19 protein-coding genes are annotated in these 20,022 nt (G+C 34.4%); 3 read left to right on the top strand and 16 right to left on the bottom strand.

The window, feature by feature from the left end:
* Positions 1–86: 86 nt before the first annotated feature.
* Both EKG35_RS02090 and EKG35_RS20800 read right to left on the bottom strand, forming a co-directional pair.
* Positions 87–1,361 (bottom strand): L-lactate MFS transporter, encoded by a 1,275-nt coding sequence (locus tag EKG35_RS02090; protein WP_126292658.1) that lies wholly within the window; start codon positions 1,359–1,361, stop codon positions 87–89.
* A gap of 744 nt (positions 1,362–2,105) precedes the next feature.
* Positions 2,106–2,300 (bottom strand): hypothetical protein, encoded by a 195-nt coding sequence (locus EKG35_RS20800; RefSeq protein ID WP_126292657.1) that lies wholly within the window; start codon positions 2,298–2,300, stop codon positions 2,106–2,108.
* A 285-nt stretch (positions 2,301–2,585) separates the two neighbouring features.
* Here EKG35_RS20800 and EKG35_RS02075 point away from each other — a divergent pair, with 285 nt between their 5' ends.
* Positions 2,586–3,614 (top strand): threonine aldolase family protein, encoded by a 1,029-nt coding sequence (locus EKG35_RS02075; protein WP_126292656.1) that lies wholly within the window; start codon positions 2,586–2,588, stop codon positions 3,612–3,614.
* Positions 3,615–3,700: 86 nt separating this feature from the next.
* Here the strand turns inward: EKG35_RS02075 and EKG35_RS02070 are convergent, their stop codons facing one another.
* From EKG35_RS02070 to EKG35_RS02060, 3 genes are all read right to left on the bottom strand, one after another.
* Positions 3,701–4,519, bottom strand: a complete 819-nt coding sequence (locus EKG35_RS02070; RefSeq protein WP_185807613.1) for a GGDEF domain-containing protein — start codon at positions 4,517–4,519, stop codon at positions 3,701–3,703.
* Entirely contained in the window at positions 4,516–5,295 is a 780-nt protein-coding gene (locus EKG35_RS02065) for a cache domain-containing protein (protein ID WP_126292654.1), read from the bottom strand. The genes EKG35_RS02070 and EKG35_RS02065 overlap by 4 nt, the downstream gene beginning before the upstream one ends.
* 290 nt (positions 5,296–5,585) lie before the next feature.
* Positions 5,586–6,503: a DUF1835 domain-containing protein gene (locus EKG35_RS02060; RefSeq protein WP_126292653.1), complete on the bottom strand. Its 918-nt coding sequence runs from the start codon at positions 6,501–6,503 to the stop codon at positions 5,586–5,588.
* Positions 6,504–7,372: 869 nt separating this feature from the next.
* Between EKG35_RS02060 and EKG35_RS02055 the strand changes: the two genes are divergently transcribed.
* Complete coding sequence (locus EKG35_RS02055; protein WP_126292652.1) at positions 7,373–7,642, top strand: hypothetical protein; 270 nt, start codon at positions 7,373–7,375, stop codon at positions 7,640–7,642.
* Positions 7,643–7,703: 61 nt separating this feature from the next.
* Here EKG35_RS02055 and EKG35_RS02050 read toward each other — a convergent pair whose 3' ends face one another.
* The 5 genes from EKG35_RS02050 to EKG35_RS02030 form a co-directional block, all read right to left on the bottom strand.
* Positions 7,704–8,276 (bottom strand): YdcF family protein, encoded by a 573-nt coding sequence (locus tag EKG35_RS02050; protein WP_126292651.1) that lies wholly within the window; start codon positions 8,274–8,276, stop codon positions 7,704–7,706.
* 200 nt (positions 8,277–8,476) lie between these two features.
* Complete coding sequence (locus EKG35_RS02045) at positions 8,477–9,160, bottom strand: DUF4956 domain-containing protein (RefSeq protein ID WP_126292650.1); 684 nt, start codon at positions 9,158–9,160, stop codon at positions 8,477–8,479.
* 28 nt (positions 9,161–9,188) lie between these two features.
* Complete coding sequence (locus tag EKG35_RS02040; RefSeq protein ID WP_126292649.1) at positions 9,189–9,887, bottom strand: polyphosphate polymerase domain-containing protein; 699 nt, start codon at positions 9,885–9,887, stop codon at positions 9,189–9,191.
* 114 nt (positions 9,888–10,001) lie between these two features.
* Positions 10,002–11,267, bottom strand: a complete 1,266-nt coding sequence (locus EKG35_RS02035; protein ID WP_246020131.1) for a sensor histidine kinase — start codon at positions 11,265–11,267, stop codon at positions 10,002–10,004.
* Positions 11,268–11,301: 34 nt separating this feature from the next.
* Positions 11,302–11,988 (bottom strand): response regulator transcription factor, encoded by a 687-nt coding sequence (locus tag EKG35_RS02030; RefSeq protein WP_126292647.1) that lies wholly within the window; start codon positions 11,986–11,988, stop codon positions 11,302–11,304.
* A gap of 275 nt (positions 11,989–12,263) precedes the next feature.
* Here EKG35_RS02030 and EKG35_RS02025 point away from each other — a divergent pair, with 275 nt between their 5' ends.
* Positions 12,264–14,426: a carbohydrate-binding domain-containing protein gene (locus tag EKG35_RS02025; RefSeq protein WP_126292646.1), complete on the top strand. Its 2,163-nt coding sequence runs from the start codon at positions 12,264–12,266 to the stop codon at positions 14,424–14,426.
* A gap of 171 nt (positions 14,427–14,597) precedes the next feature.
* Here EKG35_RS02025 and EKG35_RS02020 read toward each other — a convergent pair whose 3' ends face one another.
* From EKG35_RS02020 to EKG35_RS01995, 6 genes are all read right to left on the bottom strand, one after another.
* Positions 14,598–15,416, bottom strand: coding sequence for a VanW family protein (locus EKG35_RS02020; protein ID WP_410798356.1), 819 nt, complete (start codon positions 15,414–15,416; stop codon positions 14,598–14,600).
* Between the two features lie 74 nt (positions 15,417–15,490).
* A complete protein-coding gene (locus EKG35_RS02015; protein WP_126292645.1) occupies positions 15,491–16,306 on the bottom strand; it encodes a C40 family peptidase in 816 nt (271 codons plus the stop codon).
* The gene (locus tag EKG35_RS02010; protein ID WP_126292644.1) at positions 16,303–17,088 is read right to left on the bottom strand and encodes a serine hydrolase; all 786 of its coding nucleotides are present in this window, start codon (positions 17,086–17,088) and stop codon (positions 16,303–16,305) included. Before EKG35_RS02010 ends, EKG35_RS02015 begins: the two co-directional genes overlap by 4 nt.
* Positions 17,089–18,021: a S66 peptidase family protein gene (locus tag EKG35_RS02005; RefSeq protein ID WP_126292643.1), complete on the bottom strand. Its 933-nt coding sequence runs from the start codon at positions 18,019–18,021 to the stop codon at positions 17,089–17,091.
* Positions 18,022–18,026: 5 nt separating this feature from the next.
* Positions 18,027–18,968, bottom strand: a complete 942-nt coding sequence (locus EKG35_RS02000) for an ATP-binding cassette domain-containing protein (protein WP_126292642.1) — start codon at positions 18,966–18,968, stop codon at positions 18,027–18,029.
* Entirely contained in the window at positions 18,961–20,019 is a 1,059-nt protein-coding gene (locus EKG35_RS01995; protein ID WP_126292641.1) for an ABC transporter ATP-binding protein, read from the bottom strand. Before EKG35_RS01995 ends, EKG35_RS02000 begins: the two co-directional genes overlap by 8 nt.
* Positions 20,020–20,022 lie beyond the last annotated feature (3 nt).

Below are 20,022 nucleotides of genomic sequence, written 5' to 3'. Positions count from 1 at the left end.
CTTTTTATTTCAAAATAAAAAACCGAATAATGTCATGTGGGAAATGACAATTATTCGGCAATTTTTTCTTGTTTAATGTTATTAATTTAAATAGTTGAGAGATCTCCAACTTTATCCTTTTTATCTTTTTCAATTTGTTTCTTTCTTTTATTTACATCAGCACGAAGCAATAATGCAATCAGTAAAGAAATAGCGATTAATACTGTAAAAATATAGAACACAGGGATATAACTATTTGTCATATTTTTAACTGTATTCACTATGATTGGACCAAAGATTCCACCTAGAGACCAAGTTGTTAATAAGTAGCCATGGATTACGCCAAGCTGTTTCGTACCAAATAAATCACTTGCATATGCAGGCAGGTTTGAGAATCCACCACCATAGCAACTAACTACTAAGAAAATAAACACTTGGAATAATAAAATATTTGTTGTATGTGGTAATACCGCAAATGTAATAACTTGAATAACGAAAAAGATTACGAAAACATTTTGACGACCGATGTAGTCTGAAGCAGCAGCCCAAAGTAAACGTCCACCACCATTAAATAGTCCCATAACACCAACCATTGCAGCAGCTGCTGTAACGGATAATCCAACTACTTCTTGTGCCATTGGCGATGCAACAGAAATCATCATTAAACCAGCTGTAACATTCACTAAATGCATTAACCATAACATCCAGAATTGTTTTGTTTTCACTGCCTCTTTAGCCATCATTTGAGCTAAGTCTTGTTTTACTACTTTAGTACCAGCCTCAACTTGATTTTTCATTCCTTCAGGCATATATCCTGCAGCCGGCGGAGCGATATAAGAAGCACCTAAAATCATTAAAATAAAATAGCTTGCTCCTAAAATAAAATATGTAGTTGAAATACCAACATTCTCCATTAAGCTAGTAGCAATTGGAGCTGTAAGTAATGATCCTGAACCGAATCCCAATACTGCCATACCAGTTGCTAAACCGCGTCGATCAGGGAACCACTTTACTAAAGTTGAAACAGGTGCGATATATCCTATTCCCATCCCTAATCCACTTAATAATCCATAAGTTAACCAATAAAGAACAACTGAATCCATTAATATTGCTACACCAGCACCAGCTTGTCCTGCTCCAAATAGAACTGCAGCAACCATTGCCGATTTTCTTGGACCCATTTTTTCTACTAAACTACCAAACAGCGCTGCTGCAAAACCTGCAAGCCCCATCATAATCGTAAATGCAACTGTTACATTTGTTTCACTCCAACCCATTTCTGTTACGATTGGAAGTTTATAAACGCTATAGGCATAAGCTCCACCGATAGAAAGGTGGATTGCGATTGCAGAAAGTGCAATTAACCATCGATTTTTTTTCATATCTTCTCTTTTACCCTCTTTCTTTCTAAATGTGAAGAAGTTGTGACAACTACTTTACCAAGATAACATTTACAAAATATGAAAATCAATAGTTTTATTAAAAAAATTATTTAAAAAAAGTAGATTTTTTTCGCAACAAGCAGAAAATATGTATCTAAACGCAATATTCTGTTCGTTATCCCTATTTATAAAAGATTATTTAAAATTATATTAAAATCATAAAAAAATACCTAGATTTCAACTTCCAATCCATTATTTTTTTGGAAATCCATATAATAAAGCATGAAATACAAGCTTTTTAGCACTCGAATTAATTAAGAAATTTTCGAACATAAAATAGAATATTGTTTAATAAAAGAGAAACTCATTTTCACAATACTATTTCGCATGACTAATGATTGTTTAACAACAAACTAAATGAGTTATAAACACGCTCTAGAAAGAAATAGAGATTTATTATATTATAATAATTTAAATATAGCGATAAAAAATTAGTATTATTATTCAACAATCAGTTTTACCAGTAAGATTTATCTACATTTTTTTCAAAATAAAAAACGTTGTATTGTAAATTAGGTAGATTTACTATACAACGTTATTTGTTAGTTAGCGGACAATTAGCACATCATATTTTGCATGTTGAATGATGCCCTCAGCTACTGATCCTATCAACTTTTTTCTATTTCACTTACATCTGTCGCACCACAAATAAGTAAGTTTACATCCGAAGGCTCGGTTAAAATTTCAATTGGTAATCCTGCGGAATCCTGCCTCAGCTTTTATTTCAACATTTGCTCCCCCTGCTTTATGTGCTGTGTCCTTAAGCTTATTAATTTCTCGAAGATTTTCTTCTTTTAATTTGTCGGCATATTTTAAATCATACGCTGAAAGGGATCCGAATGATTTCGTGTCAACTACATTGATTAAAATATAATTCACCCTTATTGTTATTGGCTACTTCTATTGCCTTCTTTAATGCCTTAATAGAGATGTAATTTTAAAAAGTTATAAAACATTTTGCTGAGAGATTAATCGAAGCATCTCATTAATTTTAATTTACCTCTGAAAGTGGTGTTGCTATTGGCATTATCACAAGAAGCAATATTAATTGAACATTGCAACGATGATAGCCTTCATATTTCTTAAAAAACAATCAACACTCCAATTTATTAAATTGGTGATATACTATTTTATATTCAAATAATAAGTAAATGAGGGAATACTATGAAATATAGCTTTAGAAATGATTACAGTGAGCTTTGTCATCCAGAAATTTTATCTGCGCTTATGAACGCAAGTAAAGAACAAAATATTGGGTACGGATTAGATAAACATACAGAAAACGCGAAGCAATTAATTAAAGAAAAATTGCACAGTGATAATTGTGATATTCACTTTGTAACTGGGGGTACACAAGCAAATGCTACAGTGATTTCTCATATTTTACGTCCTTATGAAGCAGTGTTGGCACCGAGCACTGGTCATATTAATGTACATGAAACTGGGGCTATAGAAGCAACAGGTCATAAAGTTTATACAAGCGTTGGGCATGAAGGAAAGCTTTATCCAGCTGATATTTTGCAAGCACTGAAAATACATCAAGATGAACATATGGTTAAAATTGGTTTAGTTTATATTTCGCAGTCTACGGAGATTGGAACTGTTTATAGTACTGAGGAATTAAGGGCATTATATGCATGCTGCAAAGAAAACAACTTGTATTTATATATAGACGGAGCACGCCTCTCTAGCGGACTTGCTGCAAGTGATGTGCAATTCAATATGCTGAAGGATCTTTGCGATGTCATGTATATTGGGGGAACGAAGATTGGGATGCTAAGCGGTGAAGGCATCGTCATATTCAACGATCATTTAAAACCATATTTTAGATACCATATTAAAAATAAAACGGCCATGCTTGCAAAAGGCTATGTACTTGGCATTCAATTTGAAAGAGCATTTCAAGACGACCTTTATTTTAAAATGGGACAGCATGAAAATGAACTAGCTTATTTTTTAAGCAGCCAATTAAAACAATTAGGAGTGCCACTATTAAGTGAATCACCAACGAATCAAATTTTCCCAATTTTCAGCAAGGAAATCGTTGAGAAATTAAGTACACTATACGACTTTGAGATTTGGGAAGAAGTAGAAAATAAAATAGCTATACGATTTGTTACTTCATGGGCTACTACTAAAGATGCGTGCATTGAGTTAATTGAGGATGTTAAAAACTTACTTAAAGATAATTAATTTCAATTTAAACTTCATATAAATAAAAAATCGTCCTCGTTTTTTTAAAAGTGGGACGATTTTTATATTTATAAGGAAATGCAATTTTAACTAAGGAAATCGCTTAATGGTGTATTTTTTTGATTTGCAATAATAATACGATTGCGGCCAGCTCGTTTTGCAGCATATAAGGCTTTATCAGCAAACTCTATTAGCTCTTTTGAATTTGCAGCTTGTCTTGGGAATGAAGCAATGCCTGCTGAAAATGTCAAAGGTTGGCCAGATGGACTCTCGGTATCAGCTAATATTTTAAGAAAATATTCCGCAATATTATAAGCCTGTTTTACTGTTGTTTCTGGCAGTAAAATCAAAAATTCTTCGCCGCCGAATCTGCAACAAATATCTTCTTCCCGTGTCACCTTTTTCATTTGATCTGAGAAGAATTTTAAAACTTCATCACCAATTGCATGCCCTTTTGTATCATTAATTAATTTAAAATGGTCGATATCTATCATAATGACAGAAAATTCTTTTCCTTGATATGTCCAAGATTGTAAAACAGTATCTAATGTACGGCGATTTGTTAAACTGGTAAGTGGATCAATAGTAGATTGATCCTTTAGAAAACTCACTTGATTATGTAAGAAAGAAAAGCTTTGAATTAATGCATTTTTAATTTGAAGTGCTTCATAGTAAAATACATTTAATTGCTTTAGTTCCTTCATTTCGCTTTCCTGGATACTATTTTCGGCAATGATAGCAATATTTTGTAAAGGTTTTACGATTAGTCCTGCAACTATAAAGACGATAATCATTGACGAAATAATAAGTGGAAGTTCAATTAAAAGCATACTTATAACCTGATTATCCACTGAATCGATCGCTACAGATTTCGGTGTTTGCGTTACAACTCCCCATCCAGTCAATTCGACTGTACTGAAACCCGCAAGCATGTCCACTCCATGTTTTTTTTTACAAGCTGTGCACCACTTTCACCAAGCGTTAATTTTTTTACAACTTCATTTTCGTATACATTATCTCCTGTCCGATTTTTATTTAGGTGGTAAATAATGTGACCTTCTGAATCTACTACATATACGTAAGAACCATCCTGATAATGATGCTCTCCTAATACTTTATGAAAAAAGTTCGATTCATTAATGTAAATACTGCCATTAATTACCCCCTGATACTCCCCTGCACTTGAAAAAATCGGTTGTGATATCGTAATCAAATACTCACCTGTAATCGATTTATAAGGGGGCGAGATAAATGGTTCTTGATTTCGAATAACTTCCAATCTCTCTTTGGATATGATCTGTTTTCCTTTAAGACCAAACTCGCTAGGTGCACCTTCTATGATTAAGCCTTCGGGGTTTGCAATGATAACAGAATTAAATGTATTTTCCTGAAGCAGTAGACGATTTGCCTCATCTAATAATGCTTCTTTATCATTCATGTTATTTGCAATTTTTAAAGCGCTGTATTCAAGTCTTTTTAAAGATTCCGATAAATACAAATTTACCATTTGAGAAAGTTTTAGAGCATATACTCGATTCTTTTCTAATGTTTGTTCTTCTAATAACCTAACATTTCCTTGATAACTACTATACATACTACTAACTACAGATAACAAAAAAGCTAATGACAGTACACCAATAAATAAATGTTTTAATGTTAATCTTTCACTTAGTTTTTGCATTTAGAGATCTCCTAGGTGATTTAAACTACAAATTCGACACTTTAGCTAAAATATTATTATACTATTTCCTAAAATAGATAGAAATATAATTATTTATCAGATTATTACAGGAGCGAGATTATTCGGGATTAAAACAAGAAAAGCGAGAAACGAAAATTCTCGCTTCTAGAGAAATAGAGGATTATAACCTATATGAGGAATTTAAAAGATTGCTTCATTCTTGATTGACTTATTCCAAATTGTATATCTCTAATTTCAGTGCAACTTTATACAATCATGACCATTTAAAATCAGTCTTTTTTTAATTTTTTATCAGGAAGTTTTACGCGATAGTGCCTTATCGATTTTGGTATTCCTTGCAACTCAAGTGCTCCACTATATATTAAATATCGAATCCGATATTCTAAAAAATACAAATTTACCATCTCATCCATTTTGGTTATAATTTCTACAATTACATCACCAGTCTTCAGAAATTCCTTGCTGCCTTGTTTTTTATGTAAATTGTCAATAGTTTCTAAAATAATGGAATCAAAATAATTCTCGGGCACCTCTCGAATTTCACCCTCAATAAATAAACGAAGCACATCCTTACTTTTGGATAATGATTTCCATTCTTTATGAAATCTGATACGTTCTTCTACTGTTAATGGTATATTCTTTGTTGTTTCGTCAAATATTAGCCTTAAAAATTCCGGTTCAATCTGCCCTGTATGAAAAATTGGCTGTTCCTCAATTTTATAAGCTGTTACCTTTTCATAAACTAATGTTGAGTTAATAAGATAAATCTCATTTTTTTTATCCTTCAATAAATAGAGAATAAAGCGCAGCCCTGTCTGCTCCTCTGCATTATTGCCATACCAGAGATAGATAGGAACATGCTCTGAGATATTCTCAATTTCAAGCAATGTATTAATAAATTTTTGTTCATATTCATAATCATCCAGCTCATCGTTAATATTTTCATATAACCATTGGCTCCGGAAGGATTGACCTATTTTTTCATTTAACCTCCATAATGGCCCAATGGAAAAAGAGTCTGGAAATCCAATTACTTTTTTCGGTCGTTTAAGGGCTACCCTTAAGGAACCCGCCGTAAATTCTGAAATAACGATATGAACATCGCTCTCTTGTTCCGATTTAGATTTACAATGATACTTTTTAATATGTGAGTTTATTTCATCTATCATAATATTTAGTTCATCCATATTTATAAAAAAACTTCTTCCACTCTCTTCTATCGGTTTCTTTTCATAATGATTAAATATTTTAAATTCATCAACATTATTTATTTCATAGACTTCCCATTGATTACCTTTTGTTAAATCAGGTGCAGTTACATTTGTTTGCGACTCAATTCGATATACAAAAACTTTATTCGGTTCAAGAAAAAAATATATAAATGGGTGATTTATTTTAGTTTTAATTTGGATTCACTCCTTTTTATTTTTTCGGTTGCAACTTTATATCTTTAATTACCTATTTTAAAAAAACCGTCTTTAACCGCTATTCCCCCTATTACAATACAATGATAATGTATTACCAGTCCTTGACTAATGTCATCTGTTTCTACCATAAACTCCTGGCCAAGTAGTTATTTAAAAGGTAAAGTAAAAATTTAATCTTAAGCCTTTTTATTCTTAAACAATAGCATTCCCTTTTTTGCAGCCCAAATAAAAATCATTACCAAAATTGTTGTTATGTTATATCAAATAAGTGGTGTAAAATCTAAGATGGAAGTGAATTCTGATATTGGTTTTAATGGATCAAGATTTTATATTAAAATGACCGTTTGTACATATTCAGCAATCCAAACAGCCAATACAATTACGATAAAAAATGTTAATATTTTCTTCATTTTTCTACCCCTAAAGCATAAATTGATTTTTAAACCTCGATAACAATATTACGTGGATAATCCATATCATAACTATTCAGATAATCATGCTATTAATCGTTACTGACTAACTATCGGTAGTAATTTATACCCTATTCACCTTTTAGGACTATATGTATTGGAAGAGAGTAATAAACAATTGTTACAATTTAGTAAAAGGACTGACTTGAGGTGGAGCTTATGAGTATCATCCTAGGTATTTTTGCAATTGTTGTCTCTGGGTATTTAATTTTTCTCGCTTGTTTTCTAATTTTCCGACTTTTAATAAGTATTATCAATTGGATTAAATGGCTAAGATTGGCTCCCTATGAAAAAGAAAGAGAAAAGAAACGAAAAAGAAGACGCAACTATAATTCCAACTCAAGTTCCTCTGACTCTTGGTGGTCTTCTGACTCTGCTAGCAGTTCTAGTGATAGTGGCGGGGGTGATGGAGGCGGAGGAGGTGATTAATATATTTCACAAAACAACACCTATAAATCTATTTAATATTCAGATTTAAAGGTGTTTAATTTTATTTTCCAACGACATAGGTTTTCAGTAAAGCAAGTCGTTCACGTATATTTGATTTTATTTCTACACTTTTGGGAGTAGGAGCTGCCACTACATCCGCTTCCAAGCCGACTACCTTTGCCAAATACTTAGCTCTCGCTAAATGAAAATCATTCGAAATAATTGTGATTTCTTTTACCTCCTCTGGCAATAGTTCTTTAGAATATAGCAAGTTTTCATAGGTCGATGTAGAATTCTCCTCTAATTGAACTCTTAACGGATCAATCCCAGCATCTATCAAGTACTTTGCCATAACAGAAGCTTCTGAAGCAGGTTCATCATGACCTTGTCCGCCCGAAACAATCACTTGAACATGTTCGTGTTGATTTAAGTAGTCTATTGCAACATCTAGCCTGTTTTTTAAGGCGAGTGATGGAATACCACTTGGTTTGATTTTCGCACCTAATATGATTAAATAATCATTTGATCCATCCGCTGTAGGCACCTTTCCTTTTTCAATTTCAGTTCCAAGAAAGTAATAACCATATCCCAATAATAAAAGAAGTAAAACACTTCCACCAATCCATTTTTTCATACTTTCACCTCTCATTCATATCAACGATTAGGACAAGGAAAAGATTCACTTTTTTTCCAATTTAATTTTATATATGCTTAACTAATAGATTCTGGAACGGTTTCTACATTTAAACCTAACGATGAATAAGTAGGGAAAAATTAAAATCCCAAGTGAAGGAATTCCACTTGGGACTTGTTAAGGTAATCTACCTATATTAATTAAGCTGTAAAGTTTCCATCATAGCTTAGCATAATCGCAGATTTTACTCCTGCTAAGTTTGAAATATTGTTAATGAAACTCATATCATTGTCTTTAACACGAATTTCATAAGTTACCTCAAAATCATTTCCAGGCATAACAGATTTTGATTTAATTGAATGTTTTTTTACTTGTTCAGAAATCACATGTTCCAATAGGTTTTCAATAGAAGTTTCATCATAGCGAACAACTAATAAATAAGGATTCTCCACTTTTATACGGTTGCCAAAAAGAATTAACACTGTACCAATTAAAATCGAACCAATAATAACGAGTGGAATAAATCCTGCTCCACATAAAATACCTGAAACAATAGCCCAGAAAAGATATACGATATCCATCGGGTCTTTTATCGGTGTTCTAAAACGTACAATTGATAATGCTCCAACCATTCCTAGTGATAATAGTACATTTGATGAGATACCGATAATAATTAAAGCTGTCGCCATAGACATGATGATTAAAGATATATTAAAAGTATGCGAGTAAATCACACCTGAGAAAGTTTTTTTATAAACATAATAAATAAATAACCCTATTAAAAAAGCAACTAGTAATCCAACTAGTGAATCGACTATTGAAAAATTGCTTGTTTTTTCTAAAATGCTGGATTTAAAAATATCATTAAAATTTGCTGTTTCCATCGTAATTCCTCCAATTAATTTCTATAACTTAGCCAAACATTCTGCTAATTTGATACTTTGAATAAGTTCCCTTACTTCTATTTCCTAGCTGAAGCAAAAATTTAATAACATCTGGTAAAAATTCGTCATACTTTACTTCAAGAATGACGATTTCTGGATTCGTTTCAACCATTGCTAAATCGGGATTTAACAAATCGTTATTTCTAAAGCTTGTTTTAATATTACTGTCGAAGGTTACACGGACATTGCCCTGATCATATATAAACACTTCCCTTTCATAATCAACGACCGTTACCGGTTTTATTTGAAATAAATTCATTTGAATATATAAATCCTGGATAAGCTGTCTCGGATCATTCTCCATCCACGCAATCTCACCGATTCTAATTCTTTCATATTCATCCGCAGTCAAAGAGCATTTTTGTTTAAACGTTAGATTATTCCTCTTACTCTTCTTTTCCAGGTTAAGGAAATCCATGTTGTAATCATATAATCTTACTCGAAATTTATCTCGCTGAAAAAATCCTTCCTTTTTCTCAGTTAACACTTTATTATCGAAGTTATCGAAATAAACACTGCGAATTAAATATTTTCCATTCTCTTTAGCATGGGGATCTATTTTCATGAAATGCTTTAATTTATTTCTTAAAAGGTAGCAATCCATCTTTGTAATTTCATGCTTCAATTCAGTTCGACCCATCACGCCGTTTAATCGCATGGCCTCCATGTCATCTTTCTCCTTTGCTGTATTGTTTACGAATAACATTATTAAAAACAAACCTTAAACAAACCTTAAAATAACTTAGGAAAATAAAAAAAGACCACAAATTTGTGATCTCACTTACTTTTGAAGCTTAATAATAAAAGTCGTTCCTTTATTTTTATTTTTTACTGCTTTTATCGACCCTTTATGTTTTTCAACTATCCATTGGGCAATCGATAATCCTAAACCTACACCACCCGTTTCTCTGGATCTTGCTTTATCCTCGCGGTAAAAACGGTCAAAAATATACGGGAGATTTTTCTCTTTGATTCCGATTCCCGTATCTGTAACCTCTATCACAGCCTTATGGTCATCTACATATGTTTTCACACCAATACTGTCACTTTCACTGGTGTATTTTAAAGCATTATCAAGCAAAATGACCAGCAATTGATGAAAACGGGTTTCATCTACTTTTATATTGATTGGACACTTTAAATTTAGCCAAAAATGCTTTTCTTGTGACTCGGCAATTTCCTGATAAGGTGCACATACTTTCCTCACAAATGCGTCGACATCAACAGTTTGAAGAGTAAGCTCTGTTTCAGATGAATCTGCTCTAGCAAGTGTTAATAAGTCTGATGTAAGTTTTGATAGTCGCCGTGTTTCGGAAAGGCTCAAAGCAATATTTTCAAATTTATCGGCAATTCTTTCATTCGGTGATGTAAGAAGCAGCTCTAGTTTATTTTGAATAATGGTTAACGGTGTTCTTAGCTCATGTGAAGCATTTTCAACAAACTCTGCCTGCTTATTCCATGATTGAATAATCGGCTTCATCATTTTTTTAGATAAAATAAAGCTAGCCGAAATCGAAAGAATAGTAAAAATGATGGAACAAATAATAACTAGCCTTTCAAAATTTGAGATAATTGTTTGTTCTGCATCCACATTAATTAAAAGCTGTGTATAAGCTATATCATCCTGATTATTAGTATCTTTAAATAGAATATATCGGAAATCGTACAGATCATTAATAGTTGTCGTCGTAATTTCGTCTATCTTAGTTTTATCAAGCTGATAATCCTGAAGATAATTTTCGTAGAATAAGGTTCCAATTTCATCTTTATTTACAATTTTCCCACCATAGCCCCAATGAATAACGGTAATCCTAGGATTTGGATTTTCTTTTTTATCTTTGGGAGGAAATACTTTATTTTGACCTTCATTTCCTAGTTGTGGCCTAAATCCAGCCGCTTCATTATCAAACATATTGTTAGTTAATCTCTCTTTAAATAATAAAAGCTCCTCATCTGCATGGGAATATAGCGTTCTTTGTACTTGACCGAAAATAATGATGCTAAAAATCGTAAAAATTACTGAAAAAGCAATTAAATTAAGGAGCATAAATTTCAGTTGCTGTTTCGTGAAAATGGATTTATTAAACATCTTCTTCACCGCTATCCGTCAGCATATACCCTAGCCCACGGAACGTCTTGATATATTGGTCGTAACCATGCTTTTTAAGATTTTTCCTTAAATTGCTTGCATACACTTCTACTACCGTTGTTGAAGTGTCTGACTCAAATCCCCATATTCTATCAAAAATTTGTTCTTTTGTTAAAATCGTATTTTTATTATTAATCAAGTACTCCAGCAAATCGAATTGCTTGCCGTTCAGTTTAAGAATTTCCCCATTAATCTCAGCCGTTTTGTTTTTAATATTCAATTTAATTTCCTTAAAAGTAATGACATTCTCCTTTAATAATCCTCCATTCCTTCTGACCATCGCCTCAAGTCTCAGCAACAATTCCTCTCGGTGAAAGGGCTTGACCAAATAGTCGTCGGCACCAACTTTAAACCCTTGAATCTTGTCATCAATCCCATCTTTTGCTGTCAGCATAATTACTGGGGTCATTATATTTTGCTTCCTTAAGCTTTTCAATACTTCATATCCGTTCATAGCTGGCAGCATAATATCTAATATAATGACATCAAAGATATTTTGTTCTGCAAGAAACAACCCTTCTTCTCCATCGAATGCCTGCTCTGCTTGAAACAATTCTTTTGTTGTTTCACATATTGAATCAGAGAGATATTTGTCATCCTCAATAATTAATAACTTCATAAACCGATCTCCCTTTTTGTCTAATTAATTTGCTACGTTTGATTATAGGACCATTTACAATAAATGCAAACTTTTCTTTTTTCATTAATTGGGACCAAGCCCTGCTGAATGAACTGACCAACACCATATTGGCCCAAACACGAGTCCGAAATTCGGACGCTGGTTAGCTAAAGCGAAATTGATTTTAAGGTTTGTTTAAGGTTGATCCTTAATAATGGGTCTCATAAGAAACTTATCTTTCAAAAAGGTAAAATGAACATAAAGGAGACACATTTATGAAAAAACAAAAATCAAAACTTTTTAAAGTAGCTGCACCTCTTATGTGCACTGGGCTATTATTTGGTTGCAGCAATAATACAGAAGATGTTGACTCTACTAGTAATCCAGCAGTAGCCAATGCAGAAAGCTTAAGTACTATCGGCAATCAGGAAGTAGCGAGTGTTATAAGCGAGAAAGTAGCTTATTCCGATGAGGACTTTTATAGTGAATGGGATAATGCAACTTCTATTAAGCTTAATGGAGACAGTGCAACTTATGAAGGAGACGGAGGAGTCGTTATTGATGGAAGTACTATCACAATTCGGACTTCTGGGGTTTATGAAATTAGCGGAAAGCTGAATGATGGACAAATTCATGTTAATGCTGAAGATGAAGAAACTGTTCAACTTATCCTTAATGGAGTGGAAATTAATTCTTCGACGTATGCTCCTATCTATATAGAAAATGCAGAAAAAACAATTGTTTCTCTAGAAGAAGGAACGAAAAACGTATTAACTGATGGGGAAAAATATGTGTATGAGAATTCAGATGATGATGAGCCCAATGCCGCCTTGTTCAGTAAAGACAATTTGACGATTAATGGTAGTGGAACATTGATCGTAAACGGTAATTATAATAATGGAATAGCTTCCAAAGATGAATTAAGAATAACTGGTGGAACAATTCAAATTGATGCGGTGGATGATGGCTTAATGGGCCGTGACCTCGTTGCAGTTAAAGATGGAAATATCACTATAAAAGCTGGTGGAGATGGGATAAAATCCACAAATGACAAAGATTCTTCAAAAGCTCTTATCGCAATTGAAGGCGGTAAATTTGACATTGAATCAGCAAATGACGGAATTCAGGCAGAAACTTCACTGTTAATTGCAGACGGAGAATTCGCTATTACATCCGGTGGTGGAAGCCCAGAAACTATCGAAACAAATGAAAACAATAGAATGGCACCGCCTGGAGGAATGCCATCAAGCGAAATGACACCACCTGCTGAGGCAGATCTAAATGCAGCTGCTACCAGCCCCGAAACACAAACTGAAACAGAAACAGCAGCAGAAACGGAAGAAGTAACTGGAAGTACAAAAGGACTGAAAGCTTCGGTAGAAGTAGCAATCGGCGGAGGAAGTTTCACTATTGATTCCTTAGATGATGCTGTTCACAGCAACAACTCGATAACTATTACCGGAGGCGATTTAAAAGTGGCTACCGGTGATGATGGAATTCATGCTGATACATCTATTTTAACAAAAGGTGGCAGTATCAATGTTACGAAGAGTTATGAAGGTATAGAAAGTAAAACCATCACAATAGCCGATGGAGAAATTCATGTTAATGCGGTAGATGACGGCATTAACGTTGGTGGAGGAAACGACAGTTCAGGCAGGGACTTTGCTGCGACTGAAAATACCGAAGAGAACTTGCTTTCTATTAATGGAGGCTTTGTTTATGTAAATGCCACTGGCGATGGACTCGACTCAAATGGTTCAATCTCAATGACGGACGGAACTGTTATCGTAAATGGACCTACTAATAATAACAATGGTTCTTTAGACTATGATCAAAATTTTGAAATTAGTGGGGGCTTGCTTATTGCCTCTGGCAGCTCCGGAATGGCAATGGCAACGTCTGAAGAATCCACACAAAACACTATAATGATGACTTATCCTGAAACACAAACGGCTGGAACACTCCTACATCTTGAAGATAGCGAAGGAAACACAGTTATAACCTTTGCACCTGATAAAGACTATCAATCAGTCGTAATAAGTTCACCACTTTTGACTAAAGATGCATCTTACACTCTTTACTCAGGAGGGACAGCGACGGGGTCTGAAAGCAATGGATTATTTTCAGATGGAGACTATCAAGGCGGAACAAGTGTAGTGGACTTTACGGTTTCCGATACCGTTACATGGCTAAATGAAACAGGAGTAACAGAAGCAAATACAGGTCATGGTGGAATGGGCGGACCTGGTGGTGCAGGAGGAAATCGAGGCGATATGTTCTCAAATTTAGATGAAGAAACTAGACAAAAAGTCCAAAGCATTATGGAACAGGAACGAAGCGGAGTCATCACTCAAGAAGAAGCTCAAGCACAGATGGAGGAACTTGGGGTAGAACTTCCTCAAAGGGGTGAACCACAAGAACAAAACAAACAATAATAAAATGAAGAAGAATAAGATAAGCAGTTTGATACGAAACATTTAATAGATAAATCATAAAACACAACAACGTTGATTACACTCACTTTAAAAAGGAACTTGGATTAAATTCTAAGTTCCTTTTATAAGTTCTTTAGGTTTTTAGCACTTTGGAATAAAGTGTTTCATCATTTACAAAGATTTTGTTACTTCCAAAAATGGTTCGTACATCATAATGGCATGATTTTCGGTAATATATTCATCACCAATTTGTATTTTATCTATGTTAAATACTTTGCGATGGATTTTATTATGTCTTACGTAGCCTCCCCAATACTCGTGAGTTATCCAATGTTCCTTTTCATATACTTCATAATTTCTAATCGCTAAAGCATCTGACCGCCACTCTCCCACTAAATGAGAATCTGTTAAATAGACTACTAACTGGTACGTATTATTTGTTTCATTTTTAATCTGCAGGTCAAGATAGTTGTAAGCGCAGGTTGCCCCGCTGCCAAATGGCTGAGTTCTTTTAGAATCTGGAAAGACATCATAGCTATGGCGATGTCTTTCCGTAACTGTTAATGGCGTGTGCAAAGTCATCCAATAAATTAAATTGGATAATTGGCACAATCCCCCGCCTGTACCTTTTTTGACCTGTCCATAGAATAGTACCATTCCATCTACATAACCTTTTCTCTTTGTTGTATTCCCTAGCAACCGCCAATAGGAAAAGGTTTCTCCAGGCTTAATGACGACTCTATTTAACTTTTTTACAGCGATTTTTAGATTCTTCACCTTATTATGCTGCATCCACATATCTACATCTTTCAATTCACGAAGGAGTAATGAGCGATGTGTGAATATAAGATGGTCCAAGTTAGTTGAATGGTTTTCTAACGCAAATTTTTGTTTACCATTCACCCATTTTATATATCTCTTGAGACGGAAATAAATTTTTCCAAAGAAAATTCTAAGTGGGCTTCTTTGCTTTGGCTTCAATGATAGCACGTATATCACTCCGATAAATAGTGTTTTAAGTTAAGAAGCTAGTTGAAAGTTTTTTCGAAAAGCAACATACAGAATTATCCAAATAAACTTCCTACTGCTATTATAGTAGTTGCCAAATCATTACGGTAGTGGGGATGTTCTTTATTTAAACTATTCGTACTTACTTGGTTTCCACCAAGTGATGAGTGAACATATAGGTCCTCTCCCATGTACATTGCAATATGTCCAGGAAAATATATTAAATCCCCTTTTTGTATTTGTTCAAAAGGTATTTGTTTAATAGGGAACCCATCAACTATTTTGGCATCACGATAGATCACTACACCATTAAGTAGATAAGCCATTGAGCAAAGTCCTGAGCAATCAATCCCAAGAGGTGTTTTTCCTCCCCAACGATAAGGTGTTGATAAATAGCTTAAAGCCGTTTGGACAACATTCTCTCGAAACTTGTGCTCTGGTAAAATGTTTTGCGTAAGTCTACGCTGAATCCATTGTGTTCTCGTATAACCTATTTGTCCTGTCACCAATTGTATCTGTGCCCATTCTTTACTGTCCTCTGTAGGTCCTAGATATCGTACAATAGAACCCTTCACTAGCGTTGCCAATTTGGCAGTCTGAATTTTCGGCTCACATAACACATCCGCAAAGTTTTGAATGATGACAAATGATGCTTCCTCTAGCCATGACTCTGTTTTTTCATCATCTATTAACAAACTATCTTTCTGACAATATCCTTCATATTGATAGAGTGTCTTTACATATACCCAGGCATGATTTGTTTCTTCGATTATTTCTACTGTCATTCCATACAACACTTCATCCACCAATTCAGATGTTTGACTAGGTTTGGCATGTAAATTTGCAATCATTTTTTTGACGATGGCCTTCATCTTGAATCCTCATCCTTTTTTACAAAATGTTGATAAACAACCTTTGAAATTCTTCCAATCAATCGTTTTGCTTCTTCATTGTCACAATGATTAGTAACAAAAATACCAATCATATAATCTTTCAGAGGACTAAAGACGATTCCTACATCATGTTCAACCGTATCGAGACTACCTGTTTTATGTGCAATGGTGACATCATCCACTAAATATCTTTTTAGTGATTCATATATTCTTTGTCTTTTTAAAATGTTCAGAGCTAGTTCGCAGTTTTTTGGAGTTAACAAATCCTGGCGATAGATATGACGAAAGAGAACTGACATATCTCTTGCAGTTGTAACATTATCAAGTCCTTTTTTAACTTGCTCAAAATCCATCATCTTACGGTTAAGTATCGTTTGCGTTAAACCTATTTTTTTAAAATATTGATTGAGATTGTCCATCCCAATGAAGTCAATTAATACGTTTGTTGCTGTATTATCACTTGTTATAATCATCCCGACTAATAAATCATAAATTGTGCTATTTTTTAAGCCCTGCTCGGTAATCATACTGAAATCCACGACATTTTCTTCTTTAATTGCGATTACTTGCTTCAGTGAAACATTATTATCTTCAACATAATCCAGTACGGCTAACATAATGGGTACTTTGATAAGACTTGCACTTTGAAAAACATCATCAATTCCTATCCCAATCAGAAACTCATTAGAATTCGCTTCTGATACAACTACTTTTACATCGAAACGAACTTCCTCTATTAATCTTTGAACTTTCTCTTTCATCTACTCAACTACCTCAATCGTTTTTAATTCACCATTGATTGTAATGATTCTCCCTAAAGGTAGCGACATTGTTGGTAAACAGTGTCCACAAGCGACATCCATTAAAATTGGTATATTTAATGGGGCTAATATCTCTTCAAAAATGGTTTGTAAGAGGAGACTTTCCTCTGGATGATTCGGATTTTGTGGTCCACAATTTGTCCATGCACCTAATATAATTCCTACTGCATCATTTAATTTCCCCGCTAGTTTAAGCTGTGTCAGCATACGATCTATACTTCGTTCGTATTCATCAATATCTTCTAAAAATAAAATCTTATCCTTTGTATCAATCTCATAGGGTGTTCCAAGAGATGCCACTACTAAAGATAAATTACCTCCTACAAGCTGACCGGTTGCTTCACCATCAACAAAAGTTGTCATTTGTTGTTTAGAAGGATTTTCAAGAAAGTAATTTTTTTGTTCCGTATTTGTTACACTTTTTATAAAGGATGACCAAGAATATTCATCCATCTCCGGTTTGATAAATTCCGTTGAAGGCATTGGTGTATGATATGTGACAAAATCACATTTTTGATTAAATGCGATATGAAGTGCTGTCACGTCACTATAACCCGTAAATACCTTTGGATTTTCACTAATCATTTCATAGTCTAGTAATGGTAATATTTTTGTCGCACCGTAGCCCCCACGAATGCAAAAAATCCCATCAATTGCTGGATCATGAAACATGTCATTGACCTCTTTTGCACGGAGTACATCTTTTCCAGCTAAATAGCCATATCTTTCACGGCATGTCTCTCCAATTACAACTTTAAAACCTAGCTTTTCAACTGCCTCAACAGCTTTTGGTAATGCTTCCTTCGGCGTTGCACCAGAAGCACTAATTAGCCCTATCGTATCTCCTTTTTTCAATGACTTCGGAATTCTCACTTAAGTTACACCCCTATCTTCAACATAATACGGTAACGTATCATTTCCTCTTCGTTTGCGAGCACAAAGTGACCTTCTTCGATTTCTATGAAGGAAGGTGGATCCGCCTCATAGTTGTGCTGAGTTGGATCATAAATCTCAATAACTTTTTCCTGCTCTTTCACCGGATTCGGTTCAGGAACTGCTGATAACAAGGCACGCGTATAAGGGTGAATGGGCTTAGAAAATAATTTATCAGTTTCAGCCAGCTCAACAATTTTCCCTTTATAAATAACCGCTGTTCGATCAGTAATAAAGCGAACTATCGATAAATCATGGGCAATAAATAAATAGGTTAAATCATTTTGTTTTTGTAAATTGGACAATAAGTTTAATACTTGTGCACGAATGGATACGTCTAAAGCTGAAATCGGCTCATCTGCTATAATAAACTCTGGCTCCATCACGAGTGCACGAGCAATTCCGATTCGTTGACGCTGCCCTCCTGAGAACTCATGAGGAAAGCGGCTTGCAAACTCAGGGAGTAATCCTACCTCCAACAGCGTATTACGCACCTTCTGACTACGACTGTTTTTATCTTTATATTTCTTTATATTTATTAACCCTTCTGAAATGATATAGTCTACTTTTGCACGTTCATTCAATGATGCCATTGGGTCTTGAAAAATCATTTGTATTTTTTGAGTGATTTCGCGGTCCCAATCTTTTGCGATTTTGCCGTTGATAGGCTTTCCATGAAACAAAATCTCGCCATCTGTAATCTCATTAATACGCATAATGGACCTGCCTATTGTCGTCTTACCAGAGCCCGATTCTCCAACAAGCCCAAATGTTTCACCTTTATAAATTTGAAAACTGACATTATCAATTGCTTGAAACTTACTTTTCCCCTTACCAAAGACTACATTTAGATTTTTCACTTCAAGTAATACTTCCTTGTTACTCATAGGTATAGTGTCTCCCTTCTTCAAAGAATGCCTGCAAGTTATGAGGAGGCTCTACCTTAGGTGCCTTTGGATGCAATAACCAAGTTTTTGCATAATGGGTTTCGCTTACTTTAAAAAACGGTGGTCGTTCCTCGTAATCAATGTTTAATGCATATGGATTACGCGGTGCAAAGGCATCCCCTTTAATGTCTTTAAACAGATTTGGTGGTGTCCCTTTAATGGAATAAAGTTCTTCCCCTTTTGTCCCTAATTGGGGCAGCGATGACAGAAGTGCCCATGTATAAGGGTGCTTTCCATTGAAAAATACTTCATGGCTTTGGCCAACCTCGATAATCTCCCCTGCATACATAACAGCAATGCGATCCGCTACTTTTGCAACGACACCTAAGTCATGGGTAATATAAATTGTTGTTAGTCCATATTGTTGTTGCAAATTTTTTAATAGCTGAAGAATCTGTGCCTGAATTGTTACATCAAGTGCAGTTGTTGGCTCATCGCAAATTAAAATTTTCGGCTTGCATGCAATGGCAATAGCAATTACAATTCGCTGGCGCATCCCACCTGAAAATTCATGTGGATATTGCTTATAGCGTTTTTCTACATCATAAATCCCAACATCTTTTAAGTATTGTAATGTTTTTTCGTAGGCTGCTTTGCCCCTTAATCCTTGATGTAAAATGACACATTCCTCAATTTGCTTTCCAACTGTTTTTAAAGGGTTTAATGAGGTCATTGGGTCTTGTGTTACCATCGCGACTTCTTTACCTCGAATTTTCAGCCAATCCTTTTCTGTTTGAAAGTGTGCTAAATCTTCATCGTTGTATATAATCGCCCCATGATCGATAAAACCGTTTTTATCCAGCAGGCCCATAATGGATTTTACGAGAACTGATTTACCCGAACCGGACTCTCCTACAATTGCAAGACTCTCACCTTTATAAAGATTAAGAGAAATATCACGAATCGCCGTTAACACTTTACCACGTAGTTTAAATTTGATTACTAAATTGTGAATTGATAGAATGGTAGATTTTGTTTGAGTGGCTTCCATCGT

The organism is Lysinibacillus telephonicus (genome assembly GCF_003966145.1).
Taxonomy (GTDB): Bacteria; Bacillota; Bacilli; order Bacillales_A; family Planococcaceae; genus Ureibacillus; species Ureibacillus telephonicus.
The sequence above is the reverse complement of the archived record's forward strand: the minus strand, read 5'-3'. Positions and strand labels throughout refer to the sequence as shown.

What these genes read in the sequence shown, in the direction of transcription:
- EKG35_RS02090 (WP_126292658.1), bottom strand. Translation starts at nt 1,361, where the DNA reads ATGAAAAAAAATCGATGGTTAATTGCACTTTCTGCAATCGCAATCCAC.
- EKG35_RS02075 (WP_126292656.1), top strand. Translation starts at nt 2,586, where the DNA reads ATGAAATATAGCTTTAGAAATGATTACAGTGAGCTTTGTCATCCAGAA.
- EKG35_RS02065 (WP_126292654.1), bottom strand. Translation starts at nt 5,295, where the DNA reads ATGCAAAAACTAAGTGAAAGATTAACATTAAAACATTTATTTATTGGT.
- EKG35_RS02060 (WP_126292653.1), bottom strand. Translation starts at nt 6,503, where the DNA reads ATGGATGAACTAAATATTATGATAGATGAAATAAACTCACATATTAAA.
- EKG35_RS02055 (WP_126292652.1), top strand. Translation starts at nt 7,373, where the DNA reads ATGAGTATCATCCTAGGTATTTTTGCAATTGTTGTCTCTGGGTATTTA.
- EKG35_RS02050 (WP_126292651.1), bottom strand. Translation starts at nt 8,276, where the DNA reads ATGAAAAAATGGATTGGTGGAAGTGTTTTACTTCTTTTATTATTGGGA.
- EKG35_RS02045 (WP_126292650.1), bottom strand. Translation starts at nt 9,160, where the DNA reads ATGGAAACAGCAAATTTTAATGATATTTTTAAATCCAGCATTTTAGAA.
- EKG35_RS02040 (WP_126292649.1), bottom strand. Translation starts at nt 9,887, where the DNA reads ATGGAGGCCATGCGATTAAACGGCGTGATGGGTCGAACTGAATTGAAG.
- EKG35_RS02035 (WP_246020131.1), bottom strand. Translation starts at nt 11,267, where the DNA reads ATGCTCCTTAATTTAATTGCTTTTTCAGTAATTTTTACGATTTTTAGC.
- EKG35_RS02030 (WP_126292647.1), bottom strand. Translation starts at nt 11,988, where the DNA reads ATGAAGTTATTAATTATTGAGGATGACAAATATCTCTCTGATTCAATA.
- EKG35_RS02025 (WP_126292646.1), top strand. Translation starts at nt 12,264, where the DNA reads ATGAAAAAACAAAAATCAAAACTTTTTAAAGTAGCTGCACCTCTTATG.
- EKG35_RS02015 (WP_126292645.1), bottom strand. Translation starts at nt 16,306, where the DNA reads ATGAAGGCCATCGTCAAAAAAATGATTGCAAATTTACATGCCAAACCT.
- EKG35_RS02010 (WP_126292644.1), bottom strand. Translation starts at nt 17,088, where the DNA reads ATGAAAGAGAAAGTTCAAAGATTAATAGAGGAAGTTCGTTTCGATGTA.
- EKG35_RS02000 (WP_126292642.1), bottom strand. Translation starts at nt 18,968, where the DNA reads ATGAGTAACAAGGAAGTATTACTTGAAGTGAAAAATCTAAATGTAGTC.
- EKG35_RS01995 (WP_126292641.1), bottom strand. Translation starts at nt 20,019, where the DNA reads ATGGAAGCCACTCAAACAAAATCTACCATTCTATCAATTCACAATTTA.